At 49.3% G+C, this 14,418-nt stretch carries 11 protein-coding genes and 1 tRNA gene; 4 read left to right on the top strand and 8 right to left on the bottom strand.

Going from position 1 to position 14,418, the window contains the following annotated elements:
• Together ACYC56_RS07030 and ACYC56_RS07025 are read left to right on the top strand one after the other, a co-directional pair.
• On the top strand, positions 1 to 827 hold an 827-nt coding region (locus tag ACYC56_RS07030), incomplete at its 5' end, for a PP2C family protein-serine/threonine phosphatase (RefSeq protein WP_461373472.1).
• A gap of 101 nt (positions 828 to 928) precedes the next feature.
• On the top strand, positions 929 to 1,273 hold the full coding sequence (locus tag ACYC56_RS07025; protein ID WP_461373471.1) for an STAS domain-containing protein: 345 nt from the start codon (positions 929 to 931) through the stop codon (positions 1,271 to 1,273).
• 38 nt (positions 1,274 to 1,311) lie between these two features.
• Here the strand turns inward: ACYC56_RS07025 and ACYC56_RS07020 are convergent, their stop codons facing one another.
• From ACYC56_RS07020 to ACYC56_RS07010, 3 genes are all read right to left on the bottom strand, one after another.
• The gene (locus ACYC56_RS07020) at positions 1,312 to 3,135 is read right to left on the bottom strand and encodes an APC family permease (RefSeq protein ID WP_461373470.1); all 1,824 of its coding nucleotides are present in this window, start codon (positions 3,133 to 3,135) and stop codon (positions 1,312 to 1,314) included.
• A gap of 121 nt (positions 3,136 to 3,256) precedes the next feature.
• Positions 3,257 to 6,103, bottom strand: coding sequence for a PAS domain S-box protein (locus tag ACYC56_RS07015; RefSeq protein ID WP_461373469.1), 2,847 nt, complete (start codon positions 6,101 to 6,103; stop codon positions 3,257 to 3,259).
• Between the two features lie 269 nt (positions 6,104 to 6,372).
• Entirely contained in the window at positions 6,373 to 6,567 is a 195-nt protein-coding gene (locus ACYC56_RS07010) for a hypothetical protein (protein WP_461373468.1), read from the bottom strand.
• Positions 6,568 to 6,954: 387 nt separating this feature from the next.
• On the opposite strand from ACYC56_RS07010, the gene ACYC56_RS07005 reads away from it, so the two are divergent.
• A complete protein-coding gene (locus tag ACYC56_RS07005; protein ID WP_461373467.1) occupies positions 6,955 to 8,040 on the top strand; it encodes a sialidase family protein in 1,086 nt (361 codons plus the stop codon).
• Positions 8,041 to 8,395: 355 nt separating this feature from the next.
• Here the strand turns inward: ACYC56_RS07005 and ACYC56_RS07000 are convergent.
• Positions 8,396 to 8,469 (bottom strand) — tRNA-Glu (locus tag ACYC56_RS07000).
• Between the two features lie 412 nt (positions 8,470 to 8,881).
• Between ACYC56_RS07000 and ACYC56_RS06995 the strand changes: the two genes are divergently transcribed.
• Complete coding sequence (locus tag ACYC56_RS06995; protein ID WP_461373466.1) at positions 8,882 to 9,391, top strand: ferritin family protein; 510 nt, start codon at positions 8,882 to 8,884, stop codon at positions 9,389 to 9,391.
• A gap of 17 nt (positions 9,392 to 9,408) precedes the next feature.
• Here the strand turns inward: ACYC56_RS06995 and ACYC56_RS06990 are convergent, their stop codons facing one another.
• The 4 genes from ACYC56_RS06990 to ACYC56_RS06975 all read right to left on the bottom strand — a co-directional run.
• Positions 9,409 to 10,206: an RNA polymerase sigma factor gene (locus ACYC56_RS06990; protein ID WP_461373465.1), complete on the bottom strand. Its 798-nt coding sequence runs from the start codon at positions 10,204 to 10,206 to the stop codon at positions 9,409 to 9,411.
• Between the two features lie 120 nt (positions 10,207 to 10,326).
• Positions 10,327 to 11,931, bottom strand: coding sequence for a sensor domain-containing diguanylate cyclase (locus ACYC56_RS06985; protein ID WP_461373464.1), 1,605 nt, complete (start codon positions 11,929 to 11,931; stop codon positions 10,327 to 10,329).
• 125 nt (positions 11,932 to 12,056) lie between these two features.
• Entirely contained in the window at positions 12,057 to 13,655 is a 1,599-nt protein-coding gene (locus tag ACYC56_RS06980; RefSeq protein ID WP_461373463.1) for an FG-GAP repeat domain-containing protein, read from the bottom strand.
• A gap of 434 nt (positions 13,656 to 14,089) precedes the next feature.
• A partial coding sequence (locus ACYC56_RS06975) for a CheB methylesterase domain-containing protein (RefSeq protein ID WP_461373462.1) occupies positions 14,090 to 14,418 on the bottom strand: 329 nt, incomplete at its 5' end.

Here is a 14,418-nt window from a genome sequence, read left to right as displayed (position 1 = left end):
TTAACCGCATGCAGGACGAGATTCTGGCGGCCCAGGCGAAACAGCTAGCGCTTCAAGGAGAAATCCAGCAAAGGAATAAGGAACTCTCGGGGCTTTACGAACGGCAAAAAAATCTGGCCTCCATCCTTCAAGAAAATCTCTTACCGGTAATCGCACGCAAAGTGGACCACTTGGAGATCGGGCTTAAGTTTCAATCCGCCACGGAGGCGGCGCTGGTCGGCGGGGATTTCTTTGATTTCTTTGAGATTGCCGAGCAGAGGTTCGGCATAGTCATCGGCGATGTTTCAGGTAAAGGCATAGAGGCGGCAACCCTTGCGTCCAGGATCAGGAATACCATCAGGGCCTTTGCGTATGACGAGCCTTCCCCCGCCAAAGTCGTTGGCAGGGTCAACAACATAGCGGTTATCGAGACTATCCCCACATTGTTCGTAACGCTAATTTACGGTATGCTCGACGTGAATACGCACAGGCTTCTGTATGCCAATGCAGGCCACTGGCCCCCCTTAGTGTTTAGCGCTAAGACGGACGAGATAAGCGAACTAAAAACCGGGGGTCTTCCTATAGGGGCGTTTGGCAATGCAAAGTATGAAGACTACGCAACAGAGTTGGAGGCCGGCACTATAACCGTTCTTTATACAGACGGCGTCATCGAAGCCAGGAAAGATGACGAGCTTTTTGGAACCGAGCGCCTCGGGCACATTGTAAAGGAATATGCTTCCGTTTCTGCCGACGATCTGGCGAACACAATTATTGAGAAAGCGAAGTCCTTCGGTGGCGGAAAGCTAAATGACGATGCGGCCGTAATGGTCATCAAACTATTGGAATAATTACTCGATTTGGTTGCCCGTTCAATTCCCTGATATTGAGGGTAGCATGGGCCTTATGCTGATGATATACTGGTTGCCTACACCGATAGGAGATAAAGTGGATGCTCACTATTGATATTATAGAAAAGGGCAGTTTAGTTTTTGTTTTTTCCGGTGCGTTCGACATTTCGGAAAAGAAGCGGGTCGACGATCTGGTGCTCACGGCGCTCTCGAATAACCCGAGAGGAGTAATCTTCGACCTGGCATCCATCGCAATTCTCGATAGCTCTGCGATCGGATTATTGATTTCTTACCAGACGATGCTAAGACAGAGCAACACCACCATGGCCGTTGTCCTCGGCAGCAACAACTACCTCGCAAAGAAGCTTACCTACCTCGGCATCTTTAATGATTCCGGCATCTCACTTTTCGATACTGTGGAGGAAGCACAATCGTTTTTAGTCTAATGCGCCCCTAGCATTATCTGCACCACACTGTAAGGCTTCTAGCGTAAATGGTATGGGATGTTAATAACCACGACGTTTCGCCAAAAGAAAAGCAACGCTTTAAGAATGAGCGCGGTTTGGTTGTGCAAAAAGATTTGCCACCAGCGATTTACTACGAATTCCGGGATTATAACGGTGAGAATATCGTCTTCCATCTCGTTGTCGATCTCACGCAGACGCCTGATTGTCGGGCCGATGATATCGCGGTATGGCGATTCGATTATTTCAAGCGGTATATCGAAATCTAATTGCGCCCATTTCTTCTCGACCTTACCGGTCTGATTGGAATCGATATCGACGTGTACCGCTCGTATAAACGTAGGGTTCAAGGATTTCGCATAGCGGATCGCCAGAACCGTGCCGATATGGACCGTCGACACCAAAACGACGATATTGTGCTTTATGGGCGGAACAGCCTTTAATTGCTCTATTGAGAGCTGTGCTGCTATCAATACATAGTGCTTATGTATACGCCGAAAAATAAGCACCAGAATTGGTGCGATGGCTATAACGATCCAAGCGCCTTCGATGAACTTGGTTATTGCCAGCACCAGCGTAACGACCAGTGTTGCGATACCGCCGATACCGTTGATTAACGCCCTATGCCACCAACCCGGGTTTTGCTGTGATTCCCTGTGCCAGTGCCTGACCATACCGAATTGGGAGAGCGTAAATCCCGTGAAGACGCCGACCGCATAGAGGGGAATCAGACGGTTCGTATCCGCCCGGAACGCCACCACGAGCACCGCCGCAAACACCGCAAGCAGGAGAATCCCGTTTGAATATGCCAACCGGAACCCTCTGGTCTTGAGCTGCCTTGGCAGGTAGCCATCGATGGCCATAACCGACGCCAGGTTCGGGAATCCCGCGAAGCTGGTATTGGCGGCAAGGGTAAGGATAAGCGCCGTGGTGATCTGCACGTAATAGTAAAACGTGCCCTGTCCAAAGGTGTTTCGGACGATCTGGGAGACAACGGTCTCGGTGGGAACCGGCACGACCCTGAAAATCTGTGCAAGTCCCGTTATCCCAAGGAATAAGACTCCCAGAATAAGACCCATCAACACAAGCGTAGTGCGGGCATTCACCGCTTCAGGAGGTTTGAATGATTGTACGCCGTTGCTTATCGCCTCGACTCCGGTTAACGCTGAGCAACCGGATGAGAACGCCCGCAAGACCAAGAACAGCGTCAATGGCTCGATCGCTTTGACGACGTGCCCGGTGGATGGCGTAATGTGGCCTGTCAAGTAACGGAAATATCCCACCACAAGGGTCAACGTAAGCCCAAGGATAAAGGCGTAGGTCGGGATTGCGAACAACCTCCCCGACTCCCTTACGCCCCGCAGGTTGGCCATCGCGACAAGAACAATCGCGAGCAAAGCCAACTCCACTTTGAACTCTAATAATTCGGGGAACGCCGATGCGATGGCCGCGATGCCGGCGCTGATACTAACCGCGACGGTAAGGCTATAGTCGATAAGGAGGGAGGCCCCCGCGACCAGGCTCGCCGTCTCTCCAAGGTTTTCTTTGGAAACGACATACGCCCCGCCGCCGCTTGGATATGCAACGATAAGCTGGCGGTATGAGATTACTACTATTGCGAGCAAGAGCACAATAGCGATTGCGATCGGCAACGATAAACGCAGCGCTCCCACCCCGGCTAAAGCGAGGACTATCAGGATTTCCTCGGTTGCATATGCCGTGGATGATAGTGCATCCGACGAGAAGATGGCTAGAGCGTACCTCTTGGGAAGCTTCTCCTCGGCTAGGCGCTCGGTAGAAAGCGGCCTGCCGATTAGAAAACGCTTTATCGATGAATAAGACATTCAGCCCCCACCCTCTAAGAAACACACGCTTGTGTGTATACAGAGAGTTTACCCCATGTCCATGCGTTACTAAAGTTAGATATTGCCAGATAGCTCATGGCGATTACGTAGCAGCTACCGGTTAATATGAAATGGCGAGAAGGGCTATATCATCGGAGAGTCGCCCACCCGTGCATCTCATGATCTCTTTAAATATCTCGGTAGGTAATTCCTTTACGTGCATAGGCCCCAAGCTATCGGCAAGCTTAGCAAGCCTCTCATCGCCAAAGAACCCATAGCTGCACCGGGCTTCGGTCACCCCGTCCGTGTACAGGACCACAATATCCCCTTTTTCAAGAACTATCCGATCGTCGATATAATTGAGCCCATGAAACGCACCGATGACCGGGGAGCTTGTAGTTAAGAACCCGGTCTCACCCGAGTGCCTTTTTAGAATGGCCGGGGGATGACCTGCGCTACAGTACATTAATGCCCCGGTCGCAGTATCAAGAATACCGAAAAATACGGTGATAAATATTGAGGATGCAGAGACCCTGGTGACTACTTCATTGGTTTTTGCCATAACTGAGGCAGGCGAAGAATCCTCATACGCATACACCTTGATCGTGGTTTTTACAAGTGAGGTTAACGTTGCAGCTTCCAGTCCTTTGCCTGAAACATCTCCTACGACTATGCCCACCCTACCGTGCTCGAGTTCAAATAAATCGTAAAAATCGCCGCCGACCTTAGCTGTCTCGGTTGCCGAGCGGTAGAGGTACCCAAAATCTATCCCTTCGATCTGCTTGGGGACGGTCAAAAGGGCCTCTTGCAGGGTGTCCGCTATATTTCGCTCTGCAGCATAAAGACGGGCGTTTTCAATGGCGAGCGATACCGAAACCGATAACTTATTCGCAAAATCAAGCTGGGCGTCGGTAAAGGTTATGGCGGTCTTGTGATAGACGAATCTCAAAACGCCGACCGGCTCATCCTTCACCCATAACGGAACCGCCAGGATAGACTTAATACCATATCTCCTGGCCAATTCAGGATCGAAACTCGTATCCTCAAGGGCATTGCCGATAGCCAAGGATTTCTTCCCCCGCAGTACGCGGGATATATATGCGATCTCTTCACCGCTTAGCTGCATACCCGCTTGTCCCACGGCAGCGCCGTAGAGGTACCTCGCCACCCAGTGGTCGTCTTCATGAAGCGCAATGGCCGCGACATCTGCCCGTAACGCCTGGGCCGATGCGATGACGACCCGCTGCATGATCTCGTCGAAATCAAGGGTTGAGCTGATTGCAGAGTTGATGTTATTAAGCGCATTGCTTAACTCCTCGGCGCGCTTACGCTCCGTTATGTCGGTGATCGAAACAAATATTTTTCCCCATGTCTTCTCATGACCGGGAGCGATAAAGAGCCGCAAAACAACATTCCTCTGCTTACCGGTAAGCGTTCTATTCGTGGCCTCGCTTTCAAACTTCGTAGCGCCCTCAGCAAGCGCAATGGTCTCCTCCTTGAACGTTTCATAAGATTCGTCGCTAAAAACAACCCGTAAATTTTCTTTTAGCTCTTTTTTACTCGTGGCCTTGTAGAGATCAAGCGTAGCCCTGTTTACATCAGCCACCTTTACCATGGAAACCAGATGCTTAACGGTCTCGGGATGACTGTCGAAATGCTCCCTGAAATTCTCGATCCCTTTGCTTCTCAGCTCATCGAGATATGCCTTGATATCCGATAAATCCTCCTCCCAGAGGGATACGGGGGAGTCTTCGAAGAGACTGCGATACCTGCTTTCGCTCTCACGGACTGCCGCTTCCGTCATCTTGCGCCTTGTTATATCGGTAAACGTTACAACCGCACCCCTTATTACCCCACCTTCGATAATGGGATAGGATGAGTACTCGACGGGAAACGGTGTCCCGTCTTTTCGCCAGAACACCTCGGCATCGATGCGCACTCCCTGCCCGACTCTGAACGCCCTGACTACCGGGCAATCTTGGATAGGATATGGTGTCCCATCGGGATGTTTATAGTGAAGTAGCTCGTGAACATTCTTACCGACCGCTTCCTCAGGCGAATATCCCGTCATTCTTGATGCGGCCCTATTAAAGAGGGTGGCATGTCCTTCCAGATCGATGCCATAGATTCCCTCGTCCGTCGACTCCAGCAGCAGTTGCACCTGTTCGGCCAGCTGCATGCGCTCATCTTCGAGCTTCTTGCGCTCGGAAATATCGCGCACGGCGGCTAAAACTCGCTCTTCGCCACCGATAACCGCCTTTTTCAGGTTGACCTCTACCCAAAACAAGTGGTCGTACTTGTCTTTAGCCAGCCATTCAAAAAGCTGTGGCCCCTCTTTAGCGGCCTTTTCCACCCATCGTCTTGCGTTCTCCTGAGAGAAGGGGGGCTTCCCGGCGCTAAGATCGACGATATTTAGTAGCCTGATTTCTTCAGCGGCATAGCCGTATAACTCTTCCGCTTTACGGTTTGCATCCAAAATCCCACCTGTTTTGATATCGTGCACAATAATCGCATCATTGGCGGCATTGAAAATCGCGCGGTAGTTAGCTTCTGAAGCCCTCATCGCCTCTTCGGCGAGCTTGCGCTCAGTAATATCGGTGAGAGATACCACCACGCCCACCACTATTCGCTTCGCGCGATAAATCGGCATGGCGTTTACCGAAATGATTACTTTTGACCCATCCGGGCGTTCGAACATCTCCTCCCGACCGTATACCGGCTTACCGGTCCGGATGACCTCGCTCGAAGCAAGGTCTTCAACTGCAAAAGGTTTACCTTCGGGTGTGGCAATCCTAGATACGATCTCGGTATAGACCCGGCCGACAAGCTCACTCCTGCCAAGACCAATGATCATCTCGGCAGAACTGTTAACGAATGTTATCCGGCGGTACTTATCGATGATAAGAATTCCCTCGGCGAGCGCCTCAAGAATATTCTCGAGCGGCTCGTCCCATGCTTCTTTCCTCAAAATCGATCAACTCACATAAAAATAATGGTGGGTCCTGGAATTGAATTCTTGCTTACCTTTGTAGGGATATTACCCAAAAATCGCATAATTCTTTCCATGCAGGGAAGCCTGTCGCTATCAAACGCTGAAGAAACGGGATATCTGTGTGGGTAAAAACGCAAATATAAGAAGTACAGAAATTATCGGTATAGGGATCAGCAGCACCTAACAATGTGAAGGGCGGCATACATCGGGGATATGCATGCGCTTAACAAGAACTGACGGCATCGTTATGCGGATCGAGATGATTGCCCGTGGGAGAGATCGGCAGTATAGGCCTCACGATTCGCCAATCCATATCCCGCAAAATCGACCAGATAGACTTTGGCCTTGTTTCGCGGAAGAAGCCCTTTTCGAAAACCAGGGCCGTAATTAACTTCATGCCGGGAAAGCTCAGCGCCGAAAAGAGTTCTTAGGGAAAACATTTCTTCGTCCTTTCTCCGTGATTTGCATCGATCTTGTTAGAGTTTTTTCCCAACTCTTCCGGGCTTAAACCTCCTTAGGGCTTTTTTTATTGGATAATTATGGGCTTGCTTTCCCCAGGAATAGGCCCCCTGCTCGGGTTCTCGTTTTGTGCAAAATAAAAAGCCTATAATTCCTAGGTTGTATCTATAGCATAGAAGGATTGTTACTAAAAGCTGTAACTTCAACAAGAATGGCAAATTACCTTATCTAGCAGCACATTCAATCGCCACTGCTTTTAGCTACCTTTCATAACGCTGAAAAATATATTCCTACAATCCTTATGATTTGTGAGTAAGATTTAGGGAATATATTCTGTCGTTGTACTGCTACATTAAGGAGGAATTGGTTTGAAAACTAGATTACTGCTTTTATTCACCATTTTGTTCTCTTTAGCTTTGTTGCTAAACTTACCCTCAGCTGCCTTTGCTGAATTAAATGAGTGGACAAGCATCGGGCCGATGGAGGTTGGTATCACCTCGATCTACCCTTCACAAAACTACGTGCGTGATTGTTCAATCCTCGCCCTGACCTCTCGCGGGGTTGAAAAGACAACCGATGCGGGCAAAACCTGGTCGATTATTGCGCCTGGTTACCTATCTGCGGTTTCCCCAAACTTTGAAGTTGACAAAACGATATTTAATGATTCACTGTTTGCTCTTTTTAGGTCAACTGATGGTGGGGCTAGTTGGATGATAAGCGAAACCTTTAGCAATGCCAACACTGGGAGGACACCACTCGTATTCTCGCCGAACTTTGCGCGTGATAAAACCATATTCTTTGGTTCCAATGCTGCAGGCACCACAGGAGCAGTCTTAAAATCAACGGATGCCGGCTTAACATGGAGCGGTTCTGCGCTAATAAAAGACCCTAATGTTCCACCACCCGAAATTAATTCAATTATCATATCGCCTACATATGCACGTGACTGTACGGTTCTTGCAGTTACGTTTGCTAGCAATTTCAACGCTGGAACTTTTCTTTATAAGTCAATCGATGGCGGACAGAACTGGTCAAATATAACCCCACCGAAGGATCGTTCTGTTTACCTGGCAGCAATGTCGTCAAACTATGTTAAGGATAAAACCCTCTTTGCCGTAACCAAGAATGGCTTATATAGATCAACAAACGGTGGACAAACGTGGACCCTTGTAAATAACCATTTTCCAGGTACACAGGGTATCATTGCATCAGCTAGTTTTGCCCATGATAATACGTTGTATGCTTGGAGCACAAGTGAGGCATATCGCTCAAAAAACGCCGGTAGGACTTGGCGGCAGGTTGGTGATTTTCCAGATAACATCGGTATTTCAACGCTCGCCGTCTCTCCAACATTTACAAAAGACGGAACCATCTTTGTGGGAACAACGGGCAGCTATTACTTGAAATCAGCAAATGGCATATATAGTTATGCGTTTGCTCATAGACAAAAATAAAATATCGATATTAACTCGGTGATACACCAACTTCACCACCCTTAACAGCAACGGTAGCATACCGGAGGTGCTACTCAGCAATGGCACTAGAATTATCAAATAATCTACCGCTTACAGGAAACAATAAAGGGAGGAATCTTTCCTCTCTTTATTGTGGTCTTGTTGTAGATCAATTCGGTTTTTCTAACTCTACACTGATAGTCGGCTATATGCGCAAAAGTGGTAAAACCAGTACAAGTGGCAAGATATACCCAACATCAGCTTACATTGTGTTAGGTTTATAGTATGTCCGCAAATTGGTTACATTTCCAAGCAAAAAGGACTGCAGTTTCTCACTACAGCCCTTCTGACTTTGTAGCGCGTACGGGGGTCGAACCCGTGATCTCCGCCTTGAGAGGGCGATGTCCTAGGCCACTAGACGAACGCGCCATAATATTTAGTTTCAATGCTATTCCAAAAGCCTGTTCAGGCTTCTAACATAAAGTATGGCAGCCTCACGCTGCCGGTTCATATTATACTGAACTAAATCCGCAATGACAAGTACCCCGCCACCCGCGTGCCACACCCCGCTCTGTTCGCATAGTATTCACATAAGAACACCACCTCCACTTTACGTTCATAATTCCCGCCTTATTTTATGCCCCAAGCACCTAGCCCTTTACATACCAGGTATTACTTATGTATTAAGCTATCCTTAACCCTTATACTTATCACAGCCCACTCAACCCATATCTATACAATCGTGTGGCAATCTCACCCAGTAAGGCTGGGCATTCAAGTACTTTATGTTATGATTACGTGAACTATAAACGATAAAAGAAAGATTAAGGAGGTCTCTTTTATGATATGGAGATGTAAGGAATGTGGAATGTTGACGATCGGGATGAATCCGCCCGAAGAATGTGCGGTTTGCGGGGCCGGCTCCAAGGAGTTCGTTAAGGTCGATCAAATCGAGAGTGTTCAGGGTACCGAAACCGAGAAGAATCTCAAGAAAGCCTTCTCGGGTGAATCGCAGGCAAACCGCAGGTACCTTCTATTCACGCAGTTGGCGCGGCTTGAGGGCAACAAAGAGGCCGAAGAAATGTTCTTAAACTTTTCCTATGAAGAGACCTGGCATGCGCTCTCTCACCTGCTCTACTTGCTTGGAGGCGCCACTAAAACGCTTGATAACCTGCGGGAGTCCATAGAAGGCGAAACCTACGAATCGGAAAAGATGTACAAAGAGTTCTCCCAGAAAGCCAAGGAAGAAGGCCTGGATAATATAGCTCTTATCTTCGGTTGGCTGTCCAAAGTAGAGGGCGAGCACGCCTTGTATTTTAGTAAACTCCTGGACAAAATGAAGCAAAGCTAGGGATTATTTTGCAGCCGTTAGTTTAATACCGGAAGATCAGATAAGTTTATGGTTTGGCCTGCCTCTTCGGCGAGTTCCATGTACAGCTTAATGAACTGTCTCCGCGCCCTGAAGATAATCGAGCGAATTCCCGCTACCGTGGTATCCATAGCGTACGCGATATCTTCATAGCTGAGATTATCGACGCACTTCATAATTAACGCCTGGCAATAATGGGGTGGGAGACTTTGAAGAACCTTACCGATTAACATTCTATCCTCAACCTCATCGAGGGCCATTTCAGGATTCGATGGCTGGCATATTTTAAATTTCTTATGAATCTCGTCAACATCAAAATCGGCACGGGGCTCGATCATTAACGTCTTTCGCCTTCTCAGCTCATCCAGACAGAGGTTCGTCGTCACTCTATAAAGCCAAGCTGCAAGCGGCATCCCGGGCTCCACCGTCCTGGCGTTCTTATATGCCTTTACAAAAACCTCCTGGGCGACATCCTCGGCCATCTCCCTGTCTCTTAGCATACGATAGGCAATCCTGCATACACGGTCGTAATGCTCCGTAAAAACAGCCTGGAAATCATGCATGAAAAGGACGTTATGTTCAGCTTTTTGGCCGTCCCTTTCTATAATCTCCAGGCCGAAGCCGGCGGCAATCACATAAAAGCATTTCTCGGTGTTTGAGATAAACGCCGAACAGTGCTCTTTTATGCACTTGTCAATACTTGTTTTGGTTGAGGAAAGGGGGCAGTTTGACCGTATATCGTTTGTTTGTTCGTGCGGGCTTCTTACGTCTAAACTCACTAAATCCTCTAATCTCATGGCTCGGGTACTCGTTGCTCTCTAGATACAATGCTAATGCCTAAAGGCCGAGTTGTAAAGCCATGCTTGTAGAGTATTTCGATGATGTTAGAATATCCAAGGGATTATCGAGGGAGGTGTTTAAACACACATTCTAAAAGGACGAAACTCGCCGTCGTCCTCGCCTTTTTCCTCATCATTCTCCTTGACGTCGTAATCGTCGAGGTAGGAGTCGCTGTTGAGGTAGTGTTCGTCGTCCCAGCTCAGGTCGTCATCGCCGTATGCCTCTACCCTATTTCTCCCCTTGCTCTTGGCCCTATACAAGGCGGAATCAGCGGTTTTTATGAGGCCTTCCTTTGAGATCGAGTCATAGGGATAGGTCGCAAGCCCGATTGAGACGGTCAATCTGCCCGACGGCTGCTCTTGCGCACCCGGGATGGATGCTTGTTCGACGTCTTTGCGGATGCGCTCGGCGACAACCCGGGCGCCCGCCTTATCGGTATCGGGCAAGATTACGCTCATTTCTTCGCCGCCATAGCGGAACACGAAATCGACATCACGCACGGCGCCGACGATGACTTTGGCGACTGCACGCAGCGCCTCATCGCCTTGCTGGTGGCCGTTCTTGTCGTTAAAATGCTTGAAATGATCGATATCGATCATGGCAAAGGAGAGCTTCTCCTGCTGGCGCCTAGCACGATTTATTTCGTGATCGAGTTCGCTATACAGTTTCCGGTAATTCCAAAGATCGGTTAATGGATCGACAAGGCTCATGTACTCGGTCTTCTTATGCAGCCTGTCCACCTCCCGGCCGATCCATAGCCAGCCCGCAATCGCGACGAGCAGCAGGGGAATAAACACCGCAAAATGATTGGCAAGCTGTCCCTTTACCTGGTCTTGAATATACCGGGTATCAACGCCGGCCCTGGTAAACCACGGCACCTTGGTGGTCGACGCAAAACCGTAAACCCTCGTGATCCCATCGGGGCCTGTTACCTTATCCACGCCCTCAGTTTTTCCTGTCATCGCTTTGACGACTGCGTTCTGTGAGAGATTGCGACCGATGTATTTACCGGATTCCTGACTCCTTGCGACAATCGTGCCATCTTTGGCAACAACGTCCACTACCGTATGCTTGGAGCCATTGAGCTGGATAAGCCTACCCTGGATCTTCCTAATATCAAACGAAGTCGAAACAAATCCAACCCTTGTGTTGGCATAGTTAAATACCGGATACGTAACATGGATGACCGGCTTTCCGGTCAGCATGCAATGCATAAAATCCCCAACCGAAACATCATTAGAGACAACGGCCTTTTTGAAGAAATCCTCGTTGCGCACATTCATCGTCGTATTTTTAGCCTCAGCCGGGTCTGACACCGCCCAGGCGCGGATGTTGCCGTTCATATCGATGAACGTAAGGCTCCTGTAAAAGGGATAGCTCGGGATGATTTTCTTAAACCACGCGCTAGTCGCCAGGTAATTTTGCGTGCGGACATCTTTGCTATTGGCGATCGGGATCAAGAACTCACCGGTCGAGGTGATATAATCATCGATCTCATGTGCAACGTTTTTAGCAAGCAAGAGGCTTTCGGTTTGTGCCTGCTTTTCCAGGGTATCGTTAATGCTAAGCGCCTTATATATTGAGAATGCGATGAACGGGAGGATCATCACCAACAACAGGATAAACAACCGCTCTTTTAATGAAAAAAACTGCTTCACATTATCATCAATATTAGTTAGCACGCAACTACCCCTCTAATATGCACAATATTAGGTTACATATCGGCATTATCCTGCGGTATCTTTACATAACGGTGGCCGGGGGTCATTCGCTTGAGCCCCAGGCCACCGGTACTGTTCGTTGCGTTTTACTGGACTACCACGCCCTCGGTTAAGTCCTGATTCGTGGACATGGCGAGACTCCAGCTATAGCCTCCAGGAGTACCCGACCACCAATTACGTTGTTTAAACCCGATTCCGGCATCGTTCGAGAACGTTGAGAGAGCGCAATGCCCATCATCATATCCGTAAAGGAAAGCCATGTCGGATAGGCCGTCGCCGTTGAAATCGCCGGACATGACCTTGGCTTTGTCCCACTGGAACCCGCCTATCTTGCTACGCCACATCTGCTTAGGGCTGAACGTGTTCGACCCATTTGAGGTAAATGCGATCAGCGAGCTTGAGCCGTTTGGCTCATTGTAAAAGACCCCGAGATCCGCCTTATCGTCCCGGTTAAAGTAACCGGTCACCATTTTTACGCGGCTGAACTGAAATGTGCTGGAGCCGGCCTTCCACCACCGTGTCTCCTGAAAACCGCCCTTTTGCTTTGCGGTAAATACCCATATCACAGGTGGTCCGCTGACGTAGTTGTAAAGGATTGCGATATCGGTCCGGCCGTCGCCGTTGAAATCGCCGGATGAGAGCTTAACGCGGTCTAGAGAAAACCCGCCCGGCTTGCTTGACCACCACTTAGTGGTAGAGAAACCGCCACTCTTTTTGGTCAAGAAAACCCAGATGGCATCCCGGTTACCCTGCGGACCATAAAAGAACGCCAGGTCATAACGTCCGTCACCGTTGTAATCGCCCGATACCATCTTCATATGCTCCCAATCAAACGCGCCCGGCTTACTGGTCCAGACTCGGACGGACTGCGGCGCTTTCCCTCGTCTTGAGTAAAAGATCCAGATGGCCGTCGAATTATCGGGATTGCGATAAAACACCGCCGTATCGGCGATTTTGTCCCCGTTAAAATCCCCGGACGCTTGTTTGGTACGCGAGGCCTCAAATGTGCCCTGGGTGCTCGTCCATACGTTAGAAGCTTTAAAGCTCGATTTGTTTGAGTAGAAGCGCCACAGCGAGCGCTTATCCCCTGAACCATCGTAGATAAACGAAAGATCCGATACTCCATCGCCACTGAAATCGCTTTGCTGTTGTGTAAACATGACACGTAGCGGCATTCCGGCGCGCCTGAATCGATTAGGCTCCCTTGCTCCGCCCCTGCTCACAGCAACCGCAGAGCCGCTTATGCCCCGGCAACGCCTCGGGACATACCGTCCGCTTCCGTTATAGTAGGGATACGGTATCACGCGGCACACCGAACCCACCGAGCTGGCCTGCTCGTACGCAACATATTTGGTGTGGTTACTGTTTGCCCAGCCGGCAAACAAAACCACGTGCCTGTCTTTAGCAAGCATCACGTCGCCGGGCTGAAGTTCCTCTTTCCTGAGCGAAAACGTCTTGTTCCATAACGTATTCGTCGTCGCGCCCGGCTTGCCTAGGCCCAAGGCATAGGAAACAAACCCGCTACAATCCGTTCTGTAACCCATGAACGTGCGGGCTTGACTGTACGCGACATGTTTGTCTGTCCAGGCTATGGCTCGGCCTATCACCTCCGATCTTGTTAGCGCAAATGCGTTTCCTCCGGATAGCGTTACTGTTAAAAGCAACGCCAGAGCGAACGTTAACACTACTCGTCTCAGTACAATCACCCCTTACTGTCTGGTTTTGGCAATTCGTTGTCCGTTATACCGAACCGTCTTAAAGAAGTCCAGACCTGCGCAAGGTGACAAAAGAGCATTTCAAGCGGATTTGCGCATCTAATTATTATCTGCTGAGATCTATTGATATGTCATAAAATGGGAGGACAAGGGGTTTGTTTTTGGACATGGTTTCGCCCTGATTTTTCCGTTTCCGGGCGTGCGGCAAAAAATATTTTAAATCGGCTCCAACGTCAGACGCATGGTTTAAGTATACAATGCCTCACCGGGCAAACAAGGAGGGGGACTAAAAACGAGATGTTATGCCCGTACCCCGTCGGGTATTGGTACCGTTCTTTTACCAGGACTTCTTAAATCGCTATAGGATAATCTGCGGTGTTGTCTGCTAGAAGACGGTCGTTAGATTAGCCTGCGGCTTTTAATTGCTGCATAATAAGACTGGGCATCGAATCAATCCTAGCAACCTTATCGACCGCGCCTTTTTCTATCGCCGATTTGGGCATTCCGAATACGACACACGATTCTTTACTTTGCGCGATATTAAACGCCCCGGCCTCTTTCATCTCGAGCATGCCCTGCGCCCCATCGCTGCCCATTCCGGTCAATATCACGCCTATCGCCTTGGCCCCGGCTGAGTGCGCGGCTGATCGGAATAAGACATCTACCGATGGCTTATGGCGGTTTACGGGGGGACCGTCTTTTACATCGACATAGAATCCGCGGCCATCGCGCT

This window comes from Candidatus Aquicultor sp. (assembly GCF_054640775.1).
Note: the sequence above shows the minus strand (reverse complement) of the source record. Positions and strands in the feature narration are given on the sequence as shown.

Bases quoted from the DNA above. Each gene is read 5' to 3' on its own strand.
- ACYC56_RS06990 (WP_461373465.1), bottom strand. From the start codon at position 10,206: ATGAGATTAGAGGATTTAGTGAGTTTAGACGTAAGAAGCCCGCACGAA.
- ACYC56_RS07025 (WP_461373471.1), top strand. From the start codon at position 929: ATGCTCACTATTGATATTATAGAAAAGGGCAGTTTAGTTTTTGTTTTT.
- ACYC56_RS07020 (WP_461373470.1), bottom strand. From the start codon at position 3,135: ATGTCTTATTCATCGATAAAGCGTTTTCTAATCGGCAGGCCGCTTTCT.
- ACYC56_RS07010 (WP_461373468.1), bottom strand. From the start codon at position 6,567: ATGTTTTCCCTAAGAACTCTTTTCGGCGCTGAGCTTTCCCGGCATGAA.
- ACYC56_RS06995 (WP_461373466.1), top strand. From the start codon at position 8,882: ATGATATGGAGATGTAAGGAATGTGGAATGTTGACGATCGGGATGAAT.